Below are 24,819 nucleotides of genomic sequence, written 5' to 3'. Positions count from 1 at the left end.
GGGTCGCCGCGCGACCCAAGATAGGCGTCATGGATCTCAAAAATCGAACTTCGCTTCGTGCGACGCAACCCTTACCCCGCTCCCGACCTTGTACGCAGCCAGCGCATCCCGCAAGACTTCGATGATCTCGCCGCGCGTGCTCTCGCGATGCGCAGGAATCATCAGCTTCTGGAGTCGCCAGGTCGTCTGAACGTGCGACGAAAAGTGGCCCACGGAATCTCGCAGCAGCTTGGCGTATACGACGTTTCCGTCCAGCCAGAGGGCGAAGTGCTCTGCGTTCTGCTCGTCCTCCCGCCCTCCGAGCGTCCAGATCAGGAAGGCATTGCGGCTTCTATCGATCGTCCAATGGCTGGGATCGATCGGTTCCCTATACAAAGGGGGACGTTTGATGACGTCGAAGTCGAAATTCTTCCTGTCGTCCCCGGAGATGCGTTCGTTCACGAATGCCACGTTTCCAATCCTTCAAGCGAATCAAGGTCGGACCTTCAAGCTCCGCCCTTAACAGAAGTTGGCTTGGGCTCGGTTGCACGCAGGGCGTCGCGTCGCATCTGTTCGCGTCGCTGCCAGATCCGCGGATCGGATTCGACCTGGAACTGCCGGATCGCGGTGCGTTCGGCCTCCGCAAATTCGGCCCACCGCCGTAGGTGCTCTTGCGGGACGCCCACTGCAATCTGGACGCTCATCTCGCCGCTGAAGGGTTCGCGATAGGGCGCAGTCATGGCGCATTGCCTGAAACGGCGAGCTGGGTCGCTACCCATGCGGTACGTGCTGCAGGTAATAAGGTACCGGGTGTCCGCCTTGGGTTCATAGGCCTCCCGACGAGGCAAAGAAGACTGACCCGCGTCATGACGCACGGCGATCCGGAACTCCGGATCGGTGTCAGGCAGCAGCACCCATCCGCCAGCCTGCAAAAGCTTCCGCAAAGGCGCTCCGGGCTTCGGCGTGCCTTGATAGTCGAGATGGACGTTGTACGTAGCTGGCTTCAGGTGGGCATCCAACTGATACCCCGGCAACTCGGATTCCAGTTGCAAGCTCTGTCTTGGCACGCGAGACCGCGGGATCCGAACTACAAAGCTTGTCAAATTCTGCGCGCGCTCGTTCGGCGCTACCCAATCCTCCTCCACCACAAATGCCGTATCGGGAAAGTCGATCCGGAACATTCGCGTTTCGAAGCATGCAGGTAGCCCCAGCACGACCACGATCGCAACCAATGCAAGCCACCTTGGCGGACGCAAGCGATCTCGTGCCGAGGCAGGTAGCTGGCTTCGCAAATCTGGAGACACGCGTGAGAGGGTTCCGGCTTCCTGGAAGGTGATTTGGCCTGCCCGGAGGGAATCGAACCCCCGACAACCTGCTTAGAAGGCAGGTGCTCTATCCAACTGAGCTACGGGCAGGCAGGCCGCCATGGTACCTTGGACCGGCCCGGGAGGGCCGTCCCGGGGCCTGCCGCGCTCACTTGATCGGCGTGCCCCGCACCGGCGTCACGCTGGCGGCGGTTCCACGCAGGCCCGGAAAGTCCACGCGGCAGCGGATGCCCGCCGGCACCCTGGCGCCGCCATTGGGCATTTCCAGGCGGACGCCGAAGGTCCCGCTGGCCGTGTCGAACACGCTGTCGATCACCTTCACGGTCGCCGCGTGGCTGCCGCCCAGGGCCTCCGGCAGGACCGTCGCCGCCTGTCCCGGCTTCAGCTTGCCCCAGGCCGCCAGCGGCAACACCACCTCCACGCGCAGCGGCTCCACTTGCACGAGCTTCAGGATGGGCTTGCGGCCCGTGCCCGACTCCGCGAGGTCGCCGGGGTTCAGCATGCGATCGAGCACGATGCCGTCGAAGGGGCTGCGCAGCACGCGGCGGTTCAGGACGTCCTGCGCGTGGCGCGCGTCCAGGAGGGCCTGCTCCTTGTCCTCGCGCGCGGCGCGCAGCTCCGACTCCAGGATGCGCTTCTCCGCCTCGGCCTCGTCGCGCGCCTGCACCGAGACGAACTTCTGCTGTTCGAGCTGCGACTGCCGCTCCAGCTTCTTGTGCGCGTACTCCAGCCGGTTCTCCGCGGACTGCAGCCGGCCCTGCGCTTCGGCACGCGTGCGCGCGAGCTGCACGGCCGATGCCTCCGCCGCGGACTCCAGCTGCACCAGCACCTGGCCGGCGCGCACGCGGTCGCCGCGCTGCACGAGGACCTTCTCGATGATGCCTTCGACCGAGCTGCGCACTTCCACCGTCTGGTTCGGCTCGATGAGGCACTCGTAGGGGTTGGCAGCCGCGCCGGCGGCCCAGAGGGCCGCGAGGGCGGCAGGGGCGATGGATCGCACGGAGGTCATTCGCTTCTCCCGGTGAAGGCCAGCGTGCGCTGCAGCCGGCGGTCCTGCTTCAGGTTGTTCATGCGGATGGCGTACTGTTGCCGCTCCGCGGCCTGCTGCGCCACCTTGCGCAGCGCGGCGTACATGCGCTCGGGCACGGGCATGCCGGCTGCCGCGCTGCGGTGCAGGGCGCCGGCCAGCGCCGGCGCGCAGACCTCGAAGATCTCGTCTTCCAGCGAGACGATGGCTTCGCAGCTGCCCGGGTCGCCCTGGCGCGCGCACCGGCCCACCAGCTGGCGGTCCACGCGGCGCGAATCGTGGTACTCGGTGAGGATCACGTGCAGCCCGCCGCACTCCGGCACGCCCGGGCCCAGCTCGATGTCGGTGCCGCGGCCGGCCATGTTGGTCGCCACGGTGATGCGGCCGGCATGTCCCGCCTGGGCGACCACGTCGGCCTCGTCCTTGTCCTGCTTGGCGTTGAGCAGCGCATGCGGCAGGCCGCGCGCGCGCAGCACCGCGCTGACCTGCTCGGACGCTTCGACGGAGCGGGTGCCGATCAGCACCGGCCGGCCCTGGCGGCAGGCCAGCTGCTCGGCGGAATCCGCAACGCGCTCCCACTTCTCGCGCAGCGTGGCGCAGCAGGTGAAGCCCCGGTCGGCGCGCTGCGACGGCTTGCGCAGGGGAACGCGCGCGGTGGCCAGCCCGTACACCAGCTGGATCTCGCGGGCGACCTCGGCCGCCGTGCCCGTCATGCCGGAGAGGTGCACGTAGCGGCGGAACAGCCGCTGGTACGTGAGCCGCGCGAGCGTGTCGCGCCGCGCCGTCGGCTCGACGCCCTCCTTCAGCTCGATCAGCTGGTGCAGCCCGCGTTCCCACGAACGGTCCGGCATCACGCGCCCGGTGGACTCGTCGACGATCTGCACCTTGCCGTCCACCACCACGTACTTCTGGTCGCGGCGGAACAGGTACAGGGCGCTGAGGGCCTGGCGCACAAGCTCCTCGCGGCCGCGCACCGAGGTCCAGGGGCCATCGCGCTGTTCGGCGAAGGCGTCGAGCTTGTCGCGCCCTTCGTCCGTCAGCGCCACGGAATGCTCGAACACGTCGAGGACGAAATCGCCCGGCTCCACCAGCGCGCCTGCGAACGCCAGGGCCTCCCGGCCCATCTCCACCTCGGCGCTCGCATCGCCGGTCGCGGACAGGATCAGCGGCGTGCGGGCTTCGTCCACGAAGACGCTGTCGGCCTCGTCGACGATCGCGTAGTACAGGCCGCGCAGCACGGTGTCCTCGTCGGCCGCGGCATGGCCGGCCAGCCGGCGCACCGACTGGTGCAGGCGCGTGCCCTTGCCCTGCAGCGCCACGCGGTCGCGCAGGTAGTCGAAGGCGAGCTCCTTGTTGGTGACGTAGGTGACGGACTGCGCGTACGCCTCGCGCCGCTCGGAGCGCTTCATGCCCTGCACGACGAGACCCACGCCGAGGCCGAGGAATTCGTACAGCGGCTTCATCTTCCCGGCGTCGCGGCTCGCCAGGTAATCGTTGACGGTGATGACGTGCACCGGATAGCCGGAGAGCGCCACCGCGCAGGCCGGGAGCGTCGCGCAGAAGGTCTTGCCCTCCCCCGTCGCCATCTCCACGAGGCGGCCGCGCAGCAGCTCGTAGCCGCCGCGCAGCTGGGTCGCGAAGTGGCGCTGGCCCACGGTGCGTTCCGCCGCCTCGCGCACCAGCGCGAAGGTTTCCGCGGCGAGGGCGGGCGTGAACCCGGCGCGGCGCAACCGGGGCCGCAGGGCCGCGGCGCGCGCGCGCAGCGCGTCGTCGTCCAGCTTCTTCATGGCCGGGGCCCAGCCGTCCACGGCGGCGACGAAGCGCTCGCCGCCGCCCGCCAGCCCATGCAAGGCGCGGCGCACGGGAGCGATGGCCGCCGCATTGATCGCCTGTGCCAGCCGGTCGAGCCAGAACTCCCGGTCCTCCGCGCGTTCGGCATAGGGCCGCCCGCCCGCCAGGAGCGCCTGCTGGAACGGGAGGGCGCGGCTAGACATGGAAGTGCGACAGGAAGGCGCGCCGGACGTTGCGCAGCCATTGCTGCCCGATCGGCTCGGCCGGGTGCTCGAAGCGCACGTGCACGCGCTCGCCGAAGTAGAGGGGTACCGGGCCCGCCGACGGGTCGACCGCGATGTCGAACTGGAAGGTGCGCTCCAGCGTGCGCGCACCGCGCGTGTCGCGCTGGTCGGTGGCCATCTGGCCGCCGCCCTCGGCCGCGAGCGCCCGGCTGGGCAGGTATTCCTCGCCGGCGGGCACTTCCCGCTCGACGCGTCCCGGCAGCACGCTGGAAGGCGCATGGGCCATGCGCACCTCCACGCGCGTGGCGGCGGACCGCACCACGTCGGCGGCGTCCTGCGGCGCCACGACGCGGGCGACGGGCCGCGGCCGGTCGAGCACGTAGCCGATCACCTCACCCTGGCGGTGGAAGCGGCCCGGCAGGTCCTCGCCGCGCGCCAGCATGAAGACACCGGCGGCCCCGGCCCGCACGTTCAGCAGCGCCAGCTTTTCCTCCGCCGCCCGCAGCGCGGAGCGCTCCGCCTGCAGCTGTTCCAGCGCGATCGCCGCCCGCGCGCGGTCGATGTTCATGTTGGCGAGGTGCACCGCCTGCAATTCCACGACCTTCGCCGCGGCGAGCCGCGCCTGCGCCTCCAGGGCCGGATTGCGCACCTGCACCAGCAGGTCGCCCTGCAGCACGGCGCTGCCGGGGGCGGCGACGACGCGCTCCACGAATCCGTCCTGCCCCGCGCGCACCAGGGCCGACGACGGGAGCCACGCCACGCCCTCCAGCACCGTGCGGAACGGCGCCGGCACCACGAACAGCAGCAGCACGACCGCCGCGACGAATCCCCCGGTCACCGCCCACACGCGCCGCCGCCGCAGGCGCAGGCGCGGGCTGGCCAGGTGCTGCGCCGCCTTGTACAGCGGCACCACCGCCATCATGACGACGGCCCACAGGGCCAGGACCACGCCGATGAAGAAGAACTGCTGCGCGATGAACATCGCGATCGCGATCGTCACGAAGATGCGGTAGATGGTGGACAGGAGGCCGTAGCCCACCAGCCACGCAATTTCACGCCGGCCTCCGGTTTCCCGCGATTCCGCGTCATCGAGGCCGAAACCGTAGCGGTCCAGCAGGTAGCCCCAGTACCGAGTCGCCCGCGTCGCGAGGTTGGGCATCTCGATCAGGTCCGACAGGATGTAGTACGCGTCGTAGCGCAGCAGCGGGTTGCCGTTGAACAGCAGCGTCGACACGCCCGCGACGACCATCACGTTGAACAGCACGGCGCGCAGCACGCCCGGCTCCACCAGCAGCCAGAAGTAGAAGGCGATGGCGGCCAGGAACAGCTCCACGCCCATGCCGGAGGCACCGACCACGGCGCGGTGCCACTTCGAGCGGAACACGGTGGACGCCGAGGCTTCGACGTAGGGCACCGGCACCAGCACCAGGAACACCACGCCGACGTCGTGGACCTCGGCGCCCCAGCGCTTGCACGCCGCGGCGTGGCCGAACTCGTGCAGCGCCTTGATCACCGGAAAGACCAGCCACAGCAGCACGAGGTTCTGCGTGGCGAGCACGCGGTCGGAGAAGCCGCCGGTGAGCTCGCTCCAGTGCAGCGGCACCAGCGTGGCGGCCGGCAGCACCACCAGCAGCCACAGCAGCGCGCCCCAACGGCCCCACAGCACGTCGATGACCCCTCGCATGGCGTTCAGGAGGCGGTCGGGGTCGAACAGGTGGATGCGCCAGGCCATGGGGTTCATCCAGCTGCGCCGGCGGGTCGCCTTCTCCTGGCGCTGCCCGCGCTCGAAAACTTCGGTGACATCGGGCGCCACGTCGCTTTGCAGCAGGTCGGCGCCGTGCAGCTGGCCCAGGAGCTGGATCACCTCGTCCTGCGTCGGCGCGTCCTCGCCGAGCTGCCGGTTGGCGAGCTCCCACAGCTGCTGCACCGTGCGCTCGCCGTCCATGGCCGCCAGCAGGAAACGGGCAGACGGGGCGAAGCGGTGCACCCGCGCATTGACCGGATCCTGCAGCAGGTACCACAACTCGCCGCGATAGCGCATGCGGTGCAGGCGCGCGTGCGCGCGCAGCCGGGGCTGCAGCGCGGCCACGCGGTACCACGTGGTGGACAGCATCTGCTCGGGCATCGCGGTGCTCCGGTCAGGACAGCCAGCGCCAGAGCGCGAGCTGCACCCACTCGGTGAAGGTGTGGGTCCAGATCCACAGCAGCTTGCGCTCGCCGGCCTCGACCTTGCCCACCCCTTCCATGCCGGGGCGCAGGCGGGCGTCGGCGGAATCCAGCTGCGCCTCCACCCGGAAGAAGTTGCGGCCTTCCTGCGCGGTGGACACGGGCGTGATGTTGCGCACCGTGAAGGGCAGGCGCTCGTAAGGCATGCCGGACAGGGTGAGTTCGCCGCGCTGGCCGCGCGCCACGTCCGCGATGTCGCGCTCGTCGACGTTCAGGATGACCCGGAAGGCGTCCAGCGGCGCCACCTCGAACAGCACCTTGCCCTGCTCCACGGGCGAGCCGAGCATCTGGCTCAGGTCGCCGGTGACCACGAGGCCGTCGAAGGGCGCGACCAGGGTGGCGCGCGAAAGCCGCTCTTCCACCAGCGCCAGCTGCGCCCGCGCCTGGTCCTCCTGCGCTGCGGCGATGCTCATCCCGGCGCGCTCCTGCGCCGCGGCGGACTGGCGGTAGCGACGCGCCATCTGTTCCGCCTCGGAGCTCCAGCGCGCGCGTTCGAGCAGCAGGTCGCGGTCTTCCAGCCGCGCCAGCATCTGGCCGCGCCGCACGGCCTCGCCGGCGCGCACGTGGCTTTCGGCGACGTAGCCCTGGTAAGGCGCCACCACGGCGCGCTGGACGGCGCCTTCGATGAGCACCTTGGCGGAGACCCGGTAGGAAACCGTGGCGACCGCGAGCACGGCCGCCGCGACCACGACCACCAGCGTGGCGAGCTTGAGCCCGGGGTGCTGCGGCCCGAACAGCATCGTGCCGCCGCGCCGCATGGCCAGTCCGGTGCGCTGCACCAGGCCCAGCGCCTCCTGCTGCTTCATCGCGAAGATGGGCCCGAGCAGCTGGCCCAGCGTCTCGCAGAGTTCCAGCTCTTCGGCGCTGAACGGCTGGTCGCGCCGGCGTTCGAGGGTGAGCACGCCAAGGGTGTCGTTGTCGTTGGCCAGCGGCACCGAGAGCACGGCGCCATCGTCGCGCGCCGCGGAGAGCGCGGCGTGGGCCAGCCCGCCGACCGCGTCGGGTCCGAGCGGGGGATGCACGAAGGATTGCGCGAGGTCCGGCACCTCGTCCATCGCCTCCGCCAGCAGGCGGACAAAGTCGGAGCGGCGGTCGAAGGTGGCGGTGTGCGAGATCGCCTCGACCTCGACGCGGTCGTGGCGCACGAAGCCGAGCGCCACGCGTTCGCAGGCCAGCCGCCCGGCCAGGTCGTTCGCGACCGCCAGCGCCGCGGCCCGCAGCGCGGACTCCTGCAGCGCGGTGGCCACGAGTTGCTGCGCCACCTCCAGCCGGTCCGCACGCTTCTGGTGACCCGCGAGCGCCTGCTGCCGGAACTCGGCGACCAGCCACGCGATACCCCAGTGCACCAGGCGCAGGACGCGCTGGACCTCGGGGTCGGGCCGCGCACGGATTTCCATCACGACGGCGCCGCGCAGCAGGCCGTCGACCTCCACCGGATAGCCGATGAAGGTGACGGCGGCGGCACCCGTCACCGCCTGGGGGGCGTCGACGACGCCCCGCCGCTGCTGCAGGGTCTTCTCCGCCACCGGGCCGAGGTGCCGCAGGTCGTGCGAGGCGTCCGGCCAGGTGGCGACCGGCGCGAACTGGTTGTCCTCGCCCGAGCCGAGCAGCACCAGCGCGCCCGACACCCGCTCCACCTGCCCGCACAGGATCGCCAGCCATGCCGAGCAGAACTCCGCCATGGTGTCCGGCGCGGAGAACCGGGCCCAGGCGGCGGACTCCTGCTTCGCATGCACGTCCGCCAGCGAATAGATCGATGCTCCGCTCATCCTGCTTTACGGGCGCCGCGGCGCCCGTTCCTCGCTAGAGCCCGTCCTGCAGGGGCTCGTCCTGCATCAGTGCGTCGCGGCTGCCGCGTCGCGCTCCTCGGCCGCCGGTGCCGTGTCGGCGGGGGCCTGCTCCGGCAACGTCACCACCAGCTTGTCCTTCACGGAGACGAAATTGCGCAGCGACTGCAGGTGCAGGTACACCAGTTCCAGTTCGTCGGTGCCGGCGAGCTGCGCCAGCGTCTCCGCCGGCAGCGCCTTCAGGCGCTTGCGGTCCACCGCGTGGAAGCCGGTCAGCGACATCTTCTGGCCGCTCGCGAGCGTGAACTGGGCCTGCATCGGCTCCAGCAGCTTCAGTTCCGCCAGCTTCTTGCAGAAGGCCTGGGTGCGGGCGAACTGCGCGGTGTATTCCTTCAGGAAGCGCAGCACGTTGTCGACGTAGGCGGTCTGCTTGCCTTCGGCGTCGAACAGCGGCACGCCGCGGCCCATGAAGTTCAGGCCCTGGAAGGCCTCGTCCACGCAGAGCGTGAAGCTCTGGCCGTCTTCCTTGGCGGCAAAGACGAACGGATAACGCCGCACGAAGGCCGGGATGTACTTCGCGTTCCAGGTGTCGTCGTCCTTCACGTACAGGTTCTCGCCGGCGCGGGCGCCGAGGATGACGACCGGCACCACTTCTTCGCCGCTCTGCGCGAACACGATGGCGTATTCGGCGGCGGCCAGCGGGAACTCCACGGCCGTGAGCGGGACGGAATTGATCTTGCGCGCGAAACCGTAGCCCTTGCCGGCTTCGATCGAGGCCTTGCCGTGGCGCCCACTCGAGACTGGAACGGCGGTTTCGTAGATGAGCAGCTGGGTGGTCATGACGGATGGACTCCTCTCAGTTGAATGGGCCATTCAAGGGCGGCCCGGTGGGGAAAAGGGGAAGGCACGCGCGCCATGGTCGGTGTGCCTAGTGGATCCGGAACGACGCCCCCGGCACGGCGCCGGGAAGCTCGGGCTCGGGCTCGGACTCTGCGACCCGCGCGACCGGCAGCCGGTGGCGCATGGCCTCGAAGTTGCGCAGGGACTGCAGGTGCAGGTAGACCAGCTCGAGTTCGTCCCCCGCCATCAGTTCCGTGAGCCGCTCGCCGGAGAGCGCCTTGAGCCGGTTGCGGTCGACGACGGAGAAGCCGCCGAGCGAGACCTCCGCGCCCGCGGCGCCGACGCGCGCCCGCATGGGAACGAACAGCTCCAGTTGCGCCAGGCGCGCGCACAAGGCGCGCGTGCGCACGAACTGGGCACGGTAGTCCTGCAGGAAACGCAGCACGCGCTCGACGTACGGGGACGGCTGACCCTCGGGCGTGAACAGCGCCTTGCCCCGCCCTGCCCGGTTGAAGCCGTGGAAGGCCTCGTCCACGCACAGCACGAAGTGGCGGTCCTCCGTGCCCTGCGAGAAGACGAAGGGGTAGCGGCGCACGAAGGCCGGGACGTAGCGTCCCTGCCAGTCGCCGTCGTCGGACACGTACAGGTTCTCCTGCGCGCGCAGCCCCAGGACCACGGCGGGCTGGAAGCTCTGCGCATCGGCCACGAACACGATCGGGTATTCGCCGGCCGCCGAGCGGAACTCCACCGCGGTGAGCGGCACGGAATTCACCCGACGGCAGAACGTGTAGTCCCGCACCTCCACCGCGCAGTCGGCATGGCGGCCCGCGCTGAGCGGAACGGCTTGCTCGTAGAACAGCATCTGCACGGTCAAGACGCGCCTCCCTTCCCGGGGAAGGCACCCAGTTGCGGCTTGAGGTTGGCGGCGGGCTTCATGGCGACGGGCGGGATGCTGATGCGCAGCGATGCGTTGGGGTTGCGTTGTTCCTCCGTCTTGCCCAGGTGGTTGAGGAAATCATCCATCCACGCAGGCGAGGTCGAAGGCACAGCGTGCACCACTGGCGCCGTTGCAGCCATCGGGTTTTCCCACACGAAGATGGGCGCAACCCCCATCGGCGCAGCCGACCCCGTCTCCCCGGCGAGCCGCGTGCCCTTTTCCGGTGCGAGCGAGGGTGCCGTGGTCGGTGCCAGGAGGGTGCGCGTGCCGGCGGCCAGCGCATCGTCCATGACGCCCGCATCCGCGTGCCCGAAGCCGGCGGCGTGCCCCAGTTCGTGCGCGATCACGCTCAGCAGGTCCATCTGGCCGGTCGCGGGGCCGGTGCCGGGCACCAGGAACTCGCGGTCGTCCTGCGGCGTGCTGTCGATGAACCAGCCGTGGCCGGCGGCGTCGATGTCGATGTACACGACGCCGTCCTCGTACAGGCCCAGCGCATCGCCGGCGAGGTCTGCCACGCGCAGGTCGACGGAGCGCATCGCCGCCAGGGCGCCCGCGTCCGCGGTGGCCGACCAGCGGCGCAGGGCCTCCTCGAACAGCGGCTCGATCGCCGCCACCGACGCCGTGACGTCGGCACCGCTCGCATCCGGCGTGCCGGCGGCCAGCAAGGCCGCACCGGTGGCGAAGGCCGGATCGTTGGTGCGGATCGAGACGTCGTCGAAAGTGCTCGCAGCGCGGGAGAAGACGCCGAAGCAGCCGTCCACCGGCACGCCGTTGAACGAGTAGCTGCCCACCACCGAGCCGTTGACGCTGATCGTCGCCACGCTGTAGCGGATGGACATCGCCAGCGTGTAGTTCGTGCCGGCCACGATGTCGCGCGCGAACGCGGCATCGATCGCCCAGCCGTCACGCGCGGTGCGGTGGCCGACCAGCACCTGGTCGGTCACGGCGTCGATCGCCACGAACTTGAAGTCCTGCGGGCCGTAGTAGTCGAACACCAAGCCGGCGCGGCCCTGCGTGTTCACCACCGCGGACAGGTCCAGCGTCGAGCCGGGCTGCAGCTGGTTGACGGCGAGCCGCGCGAGGCTGATCGCCGGGTCCACCCCGCCCGCCGGTGCACCGGCATAGCGGCCACCCGTGGCCGACCAGCTGCCCGTGGCGTCGGCGCCGAACAGCGGGCCGGTGCCGGCGGCGAAGGCTTCGGTGGCCTGGAAGGTCACGGTCGCCGGCAGCATGCGCAGCGAGACGTTGTCGAAAGTGCCCTTGGCCTGCTGCGAGCCCACGCCCAGGAAGCCCTTGTTGAGGCCGTAGCCCACGCCGTCGATCACGCGCGCCGCAAAGGTGAATGTGAAATACGACTTCGCATCGACCGTCACCGTCACGTTCGTCCCGTTCACCGCGACCAGCACCTCGTAGGCCTGGTTCGGCTTGATCTGCACGGGGGCCGTGGACTGCGCGTCGACGATCCAGCCCGCCGCGGTGCGGTGGCCCATTTCGATCTTGTTGTTCGAGACGTTGATGCCCGCGAACTTGAAATCGGTCGGCGACTGGTAGTCGAAGATGATGTAGGCGTTGGCCTTGGCGCCGCCCGTGGGCTTGTCCGTCTGGATGGACGCGACGATCTCGTAGTAGGTCGGCAGGTATTCCTCGGTGTACCAGACCGCGACCGCATCGCCCGTGCTGGCGGACGAAGTGACGGACAGTGCGCCGTTGCTGACGGCGAACGTGCCGCTGTCCGGCGCCATGCCCGCGAGGGTGCCGGCGTTGAAGTCCGCCGTGCGCTTCACGTCGCGCGGCCCACCGGGGATGTTGCCCGGCTGCGGATCGGTCGGGCCGCCGGTCTGGTCCTGCCAGTAGCCGTGGTCCTGCTGCGTGATGAGGCCGATCTCGCTGTGGATGCCGCCCATCAGCTGGTTGACGTTGCTGTACTTCACCTTGGCGTTCTGGTCGCCGGTGTCGGCGGTGCGCGTCGGGTCGGAACCGTCGCTCCAGGCCTGCGCGTACAGGAAGTCGAACAGCTGCGGGTTGACCTGCCGGCTAACCGTCGCCATGCCGAAAGGCGCGAACGGCACGAGATAGCTGTTGAACTCGCCCGCCCAGTCGATCAGCCGGTCGCCACCGGTGTTGCCGATCAGGATGTCGAGCCCTGCCCCGCCGAACACGCGGTCCTCGTAGGACGCGTGCGTGTCCGGCGCGTTGTTCAGCGCGCCGGTGCCGTCGTAGGTCCCCGCCATCGCACCCAGCGTGTCGTCGGCGTTCAGCAGGTCGTTGCCCCAGCCGCCGTACATGTGGTCGCGCCCGGTGCCGCCCACGATCCAGTCGTTGCCCAGGCCGCCGAAGATGGCGTCCTCGCCGTCGCTCTGGCGGTACTGGAAGGACGTGGTGATCGGCGTCCCGTTGTTGTTGAACTGCGTGTAGCCGCCGATCTTCATGCCTTCGGTGTCGGCGAAGTTCAGGAAGTACTGCTTCAGGTCCAGCAGCGTCTTGCCCGCCGGGATCGGCGTGTCGTCGTCCCACACGGCCCCGGTGTTGTCCACGAACAGGATGGTGCGGCGCGGGTCGTACTCGTCGTACAGGAAGAACTCACCCAGGCGCGGCTGCACCGGCTTCGGCGCGTTCCACGGGTCGGTGTCCGGGCCGAAGTACAGCAGGTTGCCCGGGTTGTACGGCCGCGAGAAGTCGGTGCGGACCAGGCCGGCGACCTGGCCCGACAGGTCGAAGCGCACGTCGTAGGACTCGGGCAGGGCCTCGCCGCCCAGCATCGCGTCGTCGCCGGCGCCGCCGTGCAGGAAGTCGTCGCCCAGGCCGCCGAAGACCACGTCGTCGGCGAACACCGGCCGGAACAGCGGGTTCTCGCCGAGCGCCAGCGCCAGCGGCGTCAGGCCGTAAGGCGTGAGGTCCACCGTCTTCTTGAGTTCGCCGGCGACGTTGATCGTCTCCGTCTGCATCTGGCCGGGGGTGTAGATGAACTCGTTGAGGACGTTGCCCTGGCTCGTGCGCGTGTCGGGGTCGCTCGCGAGCAGCGCGGCGATCCCGAAGATGCTCTCGGCCTTGGTGGCGTCCGCCGTGTTGCGGCTCGTGAAGATGCGGCCGTCGTCGCCGATCACGCCGTCCTGGCCCGTGCCGCCCGAGATCCAGTCGTTGCCCCAGCCGCCGATGATGTCGTCGTCCTGGCCGTCGCCGAACGCGATGTCCGCGCCCGCGCCCAGGTAGATCGTGTCGTCGCCGCCCTCGCCGTGCACCTCGTCGGCGCCGCCGATGTCGATGCGCGACTTCAGGCCGTCCACGGTGAAGTAGCCGTCGGCGTCGTGGTCGTTCGGGTTGGTGTACGAGCCGAACAGGTCGGGACGGAAGTCCGGGCCGCCCGCGGTGTAGTCGAGCTGGCGCACGCCGCGCACGATGATCTTCTGGTCGCCGTAGCCGTTGCCGGCGAAGGTGACCGGGTCGTCGTACTTGAACGAGACGTACAGCTGCCCCGCCAGCACGCCCTGCCCGTCGACGTGGTTCAGGCCCACGATGCGGATGATGTCGCCGTTGTCGCCGACGATGGTGTCCGCATCCAGCGAGTGGCCGTTCACCACGTTCGTGACCACGTCCTTGTTGGCGTTGGTCCCCGCGGCGTCGGTGAGCGTGGCATCGCCCAGGTCGTTGCGCGCGATGTTGGTCGCCGCGCCGCCGAACAGGATGTCGCTGCCGTCCGGACGCTCGTTCTTCAGCGGGTTGGCGTTGATCGCGAGGCCGAAGTGGCTGGAGCTGCCGCCCACGATGTCGTCCTGGCCGAGACCGCCGAAGACCACGTCGTTGCCGCCGCCGCCCTCGATGTAGTCCTCGCCGTCGGTCGCCGCCTCGTACGAGGCGACCACGCTCAGCGGCCCGATCGGGTCGTTGATGCCGCCCGGGGTGCGGGTGGCACCCACGTGCTTCGTCGCCGCGAACGCATCGTCGATGCCGCCGTCGCCCTGCACCACGTCGTTGCCCAGCTGTCCGAAGACGAGGTCGTGCTTCTGGCCGCCGGCCAGGTAGTCGTTGCCGAAGCTGCCGGCGCCGACGATTCCGCGGTCCATGTCGACCGTGTGCAGTGCCTTGTAGTCGATCGTGTACTCGGCCCACCACGGCGCGCCGTCCGGGTCGCGGTAGTTGCGCGCCACGCCATCCACCAGCAGCTCGCCGCTGTTGTAGGCATTGGTGCCGGTGCCGATATCGCTGCGGCTGTACAGGAGCGTGCCCGCCAGCGTCTCGAAGCGCGTGCTGGTGATGTCGCCGGGGCGCCGCGTGAGCGCGGTGACGCTGTCGCCGAACACCAGGTCGTCGGCTTCGTCGCCATCGGCCATGTCGTTGCCCGCGCCGCCGATCACGATGTCGCGGCCCAGGCCGCCGAAGATCACGTCGTCGGTGCCGTTCTGCAGTTCCTTCGAATGGATGCTGACCAGCGTGGTGATCGCCGTCGTCTGGATCTTCTGCGGCCGCCCGTCCGGCAGGTTGGGATCCACCACGCTCTGCACGATGGAGCCGTGGTCGCCGAAGATGATGTCGTCGTACGCGGATTCGGGACCGCCCGCCACCGTGCCGGGACCGTCGCCGTACAGCGTGTCGCGGCCCGCCACGAGACCGTCGCGCACCGGCGACTTGACCGGCTTGAAGGTCGAGTCGGTCGCCTCCAGGGCGGGATTGACGCTCGGCGCGGGGCTGGCGTCCACCGTCGGAATCGTCAGCGCGCGCGTGAGGATGTCCACGTTGACGCCGGAGTCGCCGTAGATGTGGTCCACGCCGCGCTGGCCGAAGATCGTGTCGTTACCGGAACCGCCGGCGAGGTGGTCACCCGCCTGGCTGCCGTAGATGACGTCGTTGCCGGCGCCGCCGTAGGCGGTGAAGCCCACGGACGGCAGGCTGGCCGCGCTGGTGCCCGCGAACAGCGCTCGCGCGTCTATCACGTCGTTGCCCGCGTAGCTGTACGGGTTGGCGACCGGGAACACCCACTCGTTGTCCTCGTTCTCGTCGTCCGGCAGGTTGGGGAACGGGTCAAAGGGCTTTTCGCCGAACTCGAGGCCGAGACGGTCGTAGCTGTGGCCCGAGTACCAGACGCCGTCCTGGCTGGTATCGCCATAGACGACCAGCGGGCTGTCGGGACCGGCACCGCCGCTGACGGTGATGGTGTCGCCGCCCATGCGCCGCCCGCCGTCGACACGCACGTCGTAGCCGTACACGCGGATGGTGGGATTGGCCGCGCTGGAGCCGACCGACGCCGGGAGCGCCGCGCCCTGCAGCACCATGTCGCCGCCCGTGAGCTGGGCGACGGTGAAGCCGCCGGCCACGCCCTCGACGTACACGACCTGGCCCACGTAGAAGCCGGCCGCGGTCCAGTTGCCGCCGGTCCAGGACAGCTTGTCCACCGTGACGGTGAGCGGCACGTCGACCGCGACTTCGCGCGGCTCGGCCACGTGCACGTTGAAGTTGTTCACGGTCGCCGTCGTGAAGACCGGCCCGGACAGCCGCATCGCGGAGCCCGTGCCCCAGCTCGCGAAGGAGCCAGCCGGCTTGAGCGATGCATCGGCGTTGACGAAGCCGAGGATCTGGCGCGTCTGCGCTTCGCCGGCGAGCTGCACGTACTGGCCGACTTCGTAGCCGTCCGCCGTCCAGCTGCGGCCGTCCAGGCGGGTGAAGACGTTGTTGCCCGAGGTCGTGCGCTTGTCGAACGAACCTTCGGTCTCTACGTACATGTTGCCGCCGCCATGCGCCACGGTGAGCGAGCCGTGCGGGCCCTGCACCCAGACCTGCCGGGTGACGTTCGCCTGGGTGGAAAGCGGCACGCCCTGCAGTTCCATCGTGTCGCCGTTGATGCCGAGCACGCGGTACTGCACGGCGCTGCCGGGGGCACCCAGGGACACGAGGTGACCCTTCAGGAAGCCGTCGTTCGTCCACAGCCCGCCATCGAGGCGCTTCAGCGTCCCGCCGGTGTCGGTGTGGGTGATGGCCATGGCCACCGTGGTGTTCACCAGCTTGTCGACCGCGAGGATCTTGCGGTTCGCCGTGCCGGTGAGCGGCAGCGGCGCGCCCGACAACACCAGGATGGAGTTGTCGTTGGGATCCTGCACATTGACGAAGCCGCCGGAGCCATTTGGCACCTGCTTGATCGCGTCGCGCACCTCCACGACCGTCCAGCTTCCGGACAGGCCGGCAATCGTGACGTTCTGGCCAGGCAGGAAGCCCTGCGCCTTCCAGTCGAACTTGTCGCGCGAGATCTCGCCGCCCGTGGCGGTGGACTTGAACTGGAACACGTTCTCCGCGGACACGAAGGGCGCGGGATGCAGCGTGTCGGTGATGTTCAGCCGGTCGTTGCCTTCGCCCAGCATCAGGTTCAGGACCTCGACGGTGCTCTCGTTGCCGTCGGTACCGAAGCCGCCGGCGCCGAAGTTGACCTTGCCGAAGCTGATGCCGCCCGGGAAGACGCTGCCTTCCCCGAAGGTCGGGCCCGTGAGGGCGCCGAAGTCCAGGTCCTCCGCCATGCCGAAGCCGCGCAGGGTGGTGTCGTCCATCGTGCCGATGGTGTCGGCCTGGCTGCTGTCGTTGAAGATGTTCAGGACGTCGATCTGCTGGCTCTCGGGCGGCTGGGCGCCGATCGCGATCAGGTAGGTGTCGGTCTCGCCGGGCAGCTTGACGCCGTTGGTGAGCGAGCGGTCGGCGCCCGTGGGGCCGCCTTCCACCGCCAGCGGGCCGCGCAGCTTGGACAGCGTGTGCGTGGAGACCGGGAAGATCTTCACGCCCTCGCGCATCGGCGGCACGAAGTAGGAGGTGTCCGCCTCCAGCTCCACGTTCTGCAGCTGGTACCAGTTGGCCGTGGTGAAGCCCGCGGCTGCCGCGATGCGGACCACCCGGACGTCCACCGGACCGGCCTTCAGCCAGGCCGGCAGCGCCGTCTCGCTGGTGAACTGCAGCTTGGTGTCCTTGGTCTTGTTGTCGCCGCGGATCAGCTGGATCTTCAGCTCGATCTCCTGCGCCGGGTTCGCCTGGTTGATCACGCGGACCCACATGCCCTCGAGGAAGCCCTCGCCGAGCCAGCCCTGCTGGTTGAAGGCGAGGCTGCGCATCAGGTACTCGCCCGGGAACTGGTCGGTCACCGGCGACACGCCGTAGCTGACGACGCCGCGGAACACCTCCTCGCTGGCCAGGTCGCTGAGGGCGACCGCACCGGCGGACGCGCCCAGCGGGCCGCCCAGAGCGGTGGTGAGCGTGATCGTCTTGTCCGTGACCGACAGCACCGTCACGTCGCCGTTGTTGCCGGCGGCGGCGCCGCCGATGCGGATCAGCTGGCCGGCATGGAAGCCTTCGTCGATGAAGCTGCCCAGGTCGGAGCCCGCGCCGCGCGTCACCGTGGCATGCGTGCCGTCGGTGCCGAACACGACGAAGCCGGCGAACACCTGGGTCGGCCGGAAGCCGCCGACCTCGACGTAGTCGTTCGGCGTCACGGTGACGCCGTCGACGGACACCACGTCCGCCAGGCCGTCGGTGAGCACCGCGACCTGCACCGCCGCCGTCGGCTGGCGCGTGAGGCGGATGTCGTAGTCGTCATTGACGCCGGAGCCGGCCGGCAGGTCGGGCACCAGCACCGTGCTGCCACCGCTTTCCAGCACCACGGCACCGGCCGTCTCGTTGTCGACCACTTCCACGTCCAGCAGCTGCAGGCCGGAACGCAGGTTCGGGAAGACGTAGTTCGCATCGGTCGTGGCGGCATTGCGCTCGAAGCGGAGCACCGCCGTCTGCATGTCTTCGCGGACGAAATCGTCGCGCGCCTCGATGCCCACGCGCAGCGGGTCGTTCCAGCCCGCCTGCGTGGTGTCGAAGGTCGCCGTGCCGAGCACCCAGCCCTTGTAGCCGGCGTTCCACACCGGGGTGGCGAACAGGTTCAGGCGCGTGTCGCCCGGCACCTTGCGGAACAGGCTCACGGCCTGGTCGGCGAGCTCGTTCACCACGAGGTCGACGACGACCTTGCTGCCCGCCGCCGGATCCTTGGCCAGCTGCAGCCGGATCTCGTCGGTGAGGCCGGTCGTGCCCTCGCCTTCGATCACCAGCGTGCGGCCGTCCTCGACGCCGCCCGCATCCACCTCGGTGATGTAGACGCCGGGGGTGTCGTTGTCGCGCACCTCGACTTCGACGTTGCGCACGTCGGCGCCGTCGTAATCGGCCGAGGTCGGCGAAATCACCGAGTGCTGGATGACCACCACGCGGTCGCCCTCGGCGCGCGTGTCGTCCGGCGCGTAGAGGTAGACCGTCTGCTCGTCGTCCCAGTTCAGGTGGGTGAAGGTCAGGACGACGGAGCGGTTATTGACCTGCTTCGCCACGCCGTTGACCGTGATCGTGCGCTGGAACTCGGCGTCCGTCGGCGCATTGAGGTTCGCCGGCGCCACCGTGGACAGCCAGATGGAGTCGCCCTTGCCGCCGGGCAGCGGCGCGGGATTGGCGAAGGTGTTCTCTTCCTCTTCCTGCGGGCTGCGCGCCGCGGAGACGGTGACGTACACCACCTCGCCGACCTGCAGCTCGCGGGCGAGCCGCACCGTGTAGCTGTCGGCCTGGCGCGGGCCGCCTTCGCGCACCGCCGTGAAGCCGTCGGCCCCCTCGTTGATGACGACGATGCCCTCGCTCGGGTTGGCCACGTTGTAGTCGAAGCCGTCCACCACCAGGCCGTCGTACAGCGCGTCGCCGGAGCGCACCAGGTGGTTCACCGCACCCGAGGCGCCTTCCAGCTCGCGGGTGATGATGTCCTCGACCACGTCGCCGGCCACGTTGATCGTGTCGGAACCGAGCCCGCCGATCACGCGGTAGGCGACGCCGAAGGCCGTGGACTGCACGAAGAACTCATCGTCGCCTTCCAGGCCATCGACTTCCACGACCTCGACCTGGTCGTAGCGGACGTTGAGGCCCGCACCGAAGATGCCCTTTTCGGTGATGGCGATGTCGTCGGCGAACTCGGTGCCCAGGATCACCAGCTTGTCGAAGCCGGCACCGCCGTCGACGGAGACCGGCGCATTCACGTTGTAGCGCACCTCGTCCTGGCCGCCGCCGGCGCGGATGTCCGGCGCCTGTGCCACGGAGAAGCCCAGGCCGATCTGCGGCGTGGCGACTCCTTCGGCGTCCAGCACGATCGTGTCGTCGGACGTGGAGGCCGTCAGCATGAGGTCCAGGAAGTTGATGCCGCCGTCGCGGTTGACATCGAAGGCGCTGTGCGTGCCGGCCGGCGGCAGCGCCGCCAGCTTGGCGGCGAGCTGCGTGCGGTAGGTCGGCGACGCCGTGCCGATCATGCTTGCCGGCAGCGCGTTGACCACCTGCGCGAGCGTGAAGCCCGGGTTGGCCAGGCGGATCTCGTCCAGCTTCTTGAGCACGGCCACGCCGGCGTCGAGGTCGGCCTTGTTCTGCACGCCGTCGTTATTCCAGTCGAAATCGACCGTCGCGGCGAGCGCGAAGGCGCGCACGATGAACAAATCGTTGTCGTCGTCGCCTTCCAGCCGGAGTTCGGCCTGGTTGGAGTACACGCGGAATTCGTCGTTGCCGGTGCCGCCCTGGACCAGCATGGGCGCGTTGGAGCCGGCGCTGAGCCAGCCGCGCGTGGTGGCCACGAGGTCCGGGAAGACGTCCTGCGCGAGCAGGTGGCCGTCCGCGACGTTGCGCTGCTGCCCGAAGATCTGGCCGACCTGGAACTGGTCGTTGCCGGCGCCGCCATCCAGCGTGGTGATGACGGTGGTGTCGTCGGCGAAGAAGGCGTCGTTCCCGGAGCGGCCCTGCACGTTGAGCCGTCCGTTCAGGCCCGTGTCGTAGTTGATGCGCTGGACTTCGCGGCTGCTCTCGTTGTTCGCGACGACGTCCTGGTACTCGGCGAGATTGCCGTGCAGGATGGCGACGAAGCCCGGCGAATCGGCGGCTTCGTTCGGCAGGTAGGAAGCGGCCCGCAGCAGGAAGATGTCGTCCGATCCGTAGGGCTGGCCCGTTCCCGGGTCGATGCCGTTGGAGTAGCTGTCGATGAACGCTTCGTCGCCGCCGTCGTTGGACTGGCCGCTGTCGAGGATGTTGATGACGTAGTTGCGCGCGTTGCCACGGCTGCCGAGCGAGTGGATCTCGTAGGTGTCGCTGTCGGCCTGCCCGTCCAGCGTCAGGGTGTGCTGCGGATCCAGCGTCGGGACGCCGGCCACCAGGGACACCGTCACGAGCGTGTTCGTCACCGGGTCGAGGTACTGCGTCGCCGGCGAAGTGATGCTGGCCGTGTCCTGCAGGAAGTACACCGCGAACCGGTCCTCGCCGTCGTTGCCGGGCGCCGCGGGCGTGCCGATCGTGGCAGCCGTCTGGCCGCCGTGGACGCGCGTCTTCGCGCCGAGGTAGATGTAGCCGTCGATGCCCCAGGTTGTCGTGCCGGTGGCGCCGCTGGCGTCGCCGAACTGGAACAGGTCGGCATCGCCGTTGCCCCAGATGGAGGTCTGGTACACCGGGCCGGTCTGCACTTCGGCCTGGGCCACGCCGATCGGGTCGCCGGACAGCGTCTGGCTGCCGGCGGTGACCAAGTGTGCGTTGGCGATCAGGCGTCCGCGCAGGACCATGTCGGTCCCGAAGCCCGCGTCGAGGTCGGCAAGCTGGTTGACCCCGTCACGGAAGTTGGCGTCGCCGTAGATGGCGATGCCGCGGTCCGCCACCACCTGGCTGTTCGCGTGCAAGTCGATGTCGTCGCCGACGAGCAAGGTCACTGCACCGGCTTCCGCAAACACCTGGCCGTGCGCGATGGTGCGCGACGCGTCCGGGTTGCTGCCGCCGGCGGTCGCATTGCTTTCGGCAAAGCGAGCCGTTCCGGAGCCGAGCAGCACCAGGTCGTCGTTCTCGTCCAGCAGGCCGTTGGCGGAATCCCGCACCGTGAGGCGGATGTCGCCCGTGTAGGTGTGGGCCAGCACCAGGCGCAAGGTGTCGTCGGTCTCGGCCACGTACAGGCTGCGCGCGGCTTCCAGGCTCACCGTGCCGGTCTGGTAAACGGAGGAATCGATCTCGAGGTCGTTGCCGCTCGTGCCGATGTCCGCGTTGGAGCCGTTCGCATCGATCGCGATGGTGTTGCCGATCACGTCGGCGGCGGCGTCCTTGTCGGAGGCGATGCCGCCCGGGCGGCCCTCCAGGATGGAGCCGTTGACGGTGCGCAGCGAGACATCCGCCTTGGTGTGCACGATGTCCACCCGCATGTTCCCGAGCAGGTCGCTCAGGAACACGCCGGCCGTGGACATTCCCGCGGTGTCCGTCACCGTCAGCACGCCGGTCGCATTGTTGCGGTCGACGTTGATCTCCAGGAAGTCCGTGGCCAGGCCGACGCCACCGGCGTTGCCGGGGGAGCCGGCCGTCATGGTGATGTCGTCGCCGGTGACGTCGATGCCCGGCTGGCCGTCGGCGTCCAGGATCCGCTGCGGCGAAGTCAGCGTCACGTCTCCGCCCGTGGAATGGATGTGGCCGACCAGCATGTCGCCGACCAGTTCGGTGGCGGTGATGTTGCCGTTGGTGGTCAGCCAGATCTGCTCGGTCTCGCTGTCGGGCTGCTTGCCGGCCCAGTCGACATCGAGGGAGATGACGAAGTTGACCGTCGTCGAGGACGCCGCCGGCGTCACCGTGATCGGCGTGGTCTTGTCGGGATTGATCGCGCCATAGCTGAGGTCCGTGGTGCGGTAGGTGCGCGCTTCGCCGAACGGCGCCGTCGTGGTGACGTGGCCGATGTCGATGTCGTCACCCGCGCGGACTTGGTTGAAGACGTAGGTCGAGTCCACCTCCGTTGCCGTGGTGTTCAGCGAGCGGGCGATGAAGTCGTAGTAGGCCGCTCCGCCGTCCTCGTCCGGGCTCCAGTAGCGGAAGAAGCTGCCCGTGCGGGCCTTGGTGGTCGAGAGATCCGGCGGGTCGAAGGTCTGCACCGACACGCCCGTGAGCGTCGACGGCGTGTTGCCCGCCTTGCTGTCGTTGATCACCACGTCGACGTCGTCGCCGGCGGTGATCTTGTCGATCACCACCGTCAGCGGGCCGCTGGCCGTCGTGCGGTCGTGCAGCGTGATGTCGAGCACCGCGTCGCCGCCCGCCTCGGCCTGGAACGACACCTCCTTCAGGGAGACCGTGTCGGTCGCCAGGACGGCATGCTGGATGCGCAGCAGTTCGACTTCCAGAGCCTTGCGCGAGCCGCCCGCGTTCTGGTTGCCGATGTCGCCGCTGGCCTTCACCACGATCGTGTTGGTGCGGATCAATGCTTCGTCGAAGATCGGGCTCTTCACGACCGACGGGCTGTTCGGGTCCGTCACCCGCAGCTCGGGCTGGTCGGCCCGGACGTTGCCGCGCTCGTTGACGATGGTGGTGTGGCCGAAGGTGTTCTCGATCCCGCCCAGCAGGATGATGTCGCTGTCGGCCTTGTTCAGCGGGGTTGCGCCGAAGGCCGGCGCTCCGTAGGGATCGTTAGGCAGCACGAGCGCGTGATCCATGTTCAGGATCCGGACCTCGGTCTGCGGATAGAACAGGTTCAGCGCGAACTCGAACGTGTTGCCGAAGCTGCCGGCCGTGTTCGAAGTGTTGTTGCTGGAGTTGTCGCCGTCGTAGGGGATGGTGTCCACCTGCACCTTGACCACCGCGCCGCCGTCGATGGCATCGATGTGGTTGACCACGAGATCCCACTCGGACTCGTTGATGAGGGTGACGTAGTCCCAGCTGCGCTGGCTCTCGATCAGCCCCTCGTTGCCCCAGATGCGGCCGCTCGAGCCGTAGGTGGAGTCGTGGCTGGCGTAGAACGTCACGTCGCCGGCATGGTCGAAGACGATGTTGTCCAGCACGACCTGCTTGTCATTGACGTTGACGTACGCGAGCGTATCGCCGATGCCCTTGCCGGCGTTGACGCCGAGGAAGCCGATGTTCGACATCGACTGGATGACGCCGTTCTTGTCGATGTGCAGGTACGGGTTCGGCTCGCCCAGCAGGATGACGTGCGCTTCCCAGAAGATGTCGCGCGTCAGGTTGGTTGCTACGTTGCCGCCTTCGTGCTCGGGACCGATATAGGCGCCGCCGGCATCGCGGCTGCGGCTGTTCCCGACACTGGTGTCGATGGCGTTCACGTCCAGGTCGGCCGTGCGCAGGATGGATTCCCAGTGGCCTTCGACCTTGACGTCGTTGGTGACTTCGTCCGTGCTGTCCGAGGTGGTGGATCCGCCGATCGCGTACAGGCGCGCCTTCGACTTCGCGAAGTCGTCGGTCGACGAGTTCCTGGCCTGGATCACGATGGACTCGTTGCCCGTGATCTCCGAGCCGCCGTCCAGGATCACGCGGTTCTCGGAGACGACCCGGGAGTTGGCCCGCGACACCGCGGAGCCGCCCGCGGCTCCCGCCGTCGTGTTGGTGTCGGTGTTGGCGCGGTTGCGCGTCACCTCCGAATTCACGGTGACCGTCTTGGCCAGCAGGTCGGCGCTGCTCTGGATCGTGATCTCGGCGCCTGCGAACTCGGCGTGGGCAGCATCGAGCTGCGACGCCTTGCGCACTTCGGCGGTGGCGTTGACGTCGGTGCTGACCCCGAACACGCCGCCACCGTAAGCCTCCGCCTTCGCCACGGCGTTGTTGTCCACGTTGTTGCGGATCGTCAGGGCGTTGCCGGCAGTAATGTCGCCGTTGATCTTCTGGTCGACGCCGTAGTAGATCCGGGAGTCGGCACTGCCGTCGGCGCCCGCGCCCAGGAAGCTGCCGCTGGTCGTCTGGCCCTCCGAAGAGCTGTAGGACTTCAGGATGCCGTCGATCAGGACGTCATGGAGCGCGCTGATCACGGCGTTCTGGCCGATGTTGATCAGGCTCGTGTTGACCACGCTGGAATGGGCCGCCGCGTTGCCGATGGACACGGCACCGCCGCCACCACCGTCGGCGTTCGCCACGGCGGCCGCGTCGCCGTCCGTCCGGATGACGACGTTCTGCCCCAGCAGGTGGGCGTTCGCGGCCACCGTGAAGTTGGTGCTGAGCGACTGCGACGCATACGTGGCGCCCGACTGGTTGCTGAACCCGAGGCTGCCACCGGTGCCGCCGGCCGACGAATTCACGACGCCGTCGGCGGACTGCGGAATGGCAAAGCCGGCCGCCCCGCCCACCCCGCCGAAGACGCCGCTGATGTTGTTCGCCGTGATGTCGAACACCAGCGTCTGCCCGCTGCCCGGGCCCTGGGACTTGAGGTCGACGCTTTCCTTGACGAGCGTGTGCGTGCCGGAGAAGCTGTTGCCGCTGAGGTAGAGGTTGACGATGTTCAGCCCCGCCGCATCGGTGGCCAGCTTGTAGCCTGCCGCGTCCTTGCCGACCACATAGTAGGCCTGCCCCGGATTGAGGTCACCGATCGGGAGCTCGCCCTTGCCGATCAGCGAGTGGCCTCTCAGGGCATTCGCGTTGCCGTCGTCCAGGTACGGCAGGTTGATGACCACCGGTGCCTGGTAGGTGAAGACATCCGGATCCGGATCGGTGTCCCGCCCGATGGCGTTGTCGGGGGACGTGGCGAGGCGGATGAAGTTGGAGTTGAAGGCATACGCTGCTCCGAGCGTTCCATCCCCCAGGTAGCTGCCGCCGTTGATCACGTAATAGGTGCCGCCGCTGCTCAACCCCGGGATCGTGTAGCCGTCGAGCGCGGTGTAGACCACCGCCTGCCCGTTGAAGAAGCCGTGGTTGGGCACGTAGA

The 24,819-nt window shown here is 69.0% G+C and carries 9 protein-coding genes and 1 tRNA gene (1 of these 10 cut by a window edge); all 10 read right to left on the bottom strand.

What is annotated here, in order from left to right; genetic code table 11:
* Window positions 1–36: 36 nt before the first annotated feature.
* Window positions 37–450, bottom strand: a complete 414-nt coding sequence (locus LZ009_RS11230) for a hypothetical protein (protein WP_275698013.1) — start codon at window positions 448–450, stop codon at window positions 37–39.
* A gap of 35 nt (window positions 451–485) precedes the next feature.
* The gene (locus LZ009_RS11225) at window positions 486–1,211 is read right to left on the bottom strand and encodes a hypothetical protein (RefSeq protein ID WP_275698012.1); all 726 of its coding nucleotides are present in this window, start codon (window positions 1,209–1,211) and stop codon (window positions 486–488) included.
* Between the two features lie 106 nt (window positions 1,212–1,317).
* Window positions 1,318–1,394: transfer RNA gene (locus LZ009_RS11220), tRNA-Arg, on the bottom strand.
* A gap of 58 nt (window positions 1,395–1,452) precedes the next feature.
* Complete coding sequence (locus tag LZ009_RS11215; protein ID WP_275698011.1) at window positions 1,453–2,313, bottom strand: efflux RND transporter periplasmic adaptor subunit; 861 nt, start codon at window positions 2,311–2,313, stop codon at window positions 1,453–1,455.
* Window positions 2,310–4,325 carry a preprotein translocase subunit SecA gene (locus LZ009_RS11210; protein ID WP_275698010.1) on the bottom strand — a complete coding sequence of 672 codons (2,016 nt, stop codon included), beginning with the start codon at window positions 4,323–4,325 and terminating at the stop codon, window positions 2,310–2,312. Before LZ009_RS11210 ends, LZ009_RS11215 begins: the two co-directional genes overlap by 4 nt.
* Complete coding sequence (locus LZ009_RS11205) at window positions 4,318–6,471, bottom strand: efflux RND transporter periplasmic adaptor subunit (protein WP_275698009.1); 2,154 nt, start codon at window positions 6,469–6,471, stop codon at window positions 4,318–4,320. The genes LZ009_RS11210 and LZ009_RS11205 overlap by 8 nt, the downstream gene beginning before the upstream one ends.
* Before the next feature lie 13 nt (window positions 6,472–6,484).
* A complete protein-coding gene (locus tag LZ009_RS11200) occupies window positions 6,485–8,341 on the bottom strand; it encodes a GAF domain-containing protein (protein ID WP_275698008.1) in 1,857 nt (618 codons plus the stop codon).
* Window positions 8,342–8,407: 66 nt separating this feature from the next.
* Window positions 8,408–9,199, bottom strand: coding sequence for a SapC family protein (locus tag LZ009_RS11195; RefSeq protein WP_275698007.1), 792 nt, complete (start codon window positions 9,197–9,199; stop codon window positions 8,408–8,410).
* Window positions 9,200–9,287: 88 nt separating this feature from the next.
* Window positions 9,288–10,067, bottom strand: a complete 780-nt coding sequence (locus tag LZ009_RS11190) for a SapC family protein (RefSeq protein WP_275698467.1) — start codon at window positions 10,065–10,067, stop codon at window positions 9,288–9,290.
* Window positions 10,068–10,069: 2 nt separating this feature from the next.
* Window positions 10,070–24,819 carry the final stretch of an LEPR-XLL domain-containing protein gene (locus LZ009_RS11185; protein WP_275698006.1) on the bottom strand. Its footprint extends 26,992 nt past the window's final position, so the window shows 14,750 of its 41,742 coding nt (coding positions 26,993–41,742); its start codon lies beyond the right edge, outside the window — the gene reads right to left on this strand; the stop codon is at window positions 10,070–10,072.

The sequence above is a fragment of the Ramlibacter paludis genome (assembly GCF_022012305.1).
In the GTDB taxonomy this organism is placed as follows: domain Bacteria; phylum Pseudomonadota; class Gammaproteobacteria; order Burkholderiales; family Burkholderiaceae_C; genus Ramlibacter; species Ramlibacter paludis.
This window is presented reverse-complemented; position numbering and strand designations above follow the sequence as displayed.

Coding starts and splice junctions, on each gene's coding strand:
- LZ009_RS11215 (WP_275698011.1), bottom strand. CDS start 2,313: ATGACCTCCGTGCGATCCATCGCCCCTGCCGCCCTCGCGGCCCTCTGG.
- LZ009_RS11210 (WP_275698010.1), bottom strand. CDS start 4,325: ATGTCTAGCCGCGCCCTCCCGTTCCAGCAGGCGCTCCTGGCGGGCGGG.
- LZ009_RS11205 (WP_275698009.1), bottom strand. CDS start 6,471: ATGCCCGAGCAGATGCTGTCCACCACGTGGTACCGCGTGGCCGCGCTG.
- LZ009_RS11200 (WP_275698008.1), bottom strand. CDS start 8,341: ATGAGCGGAGCATCGATCTATTCGCTGGCGGACGTGCATGCGAAGCAG.
- LZ009_RS11195 (WP_275698007.1), bottom strand. CDS start 9,199: ATGACCACCCAGCTGCTCATCTACGAAACCGCCGTTCCAGTCTCGAGT.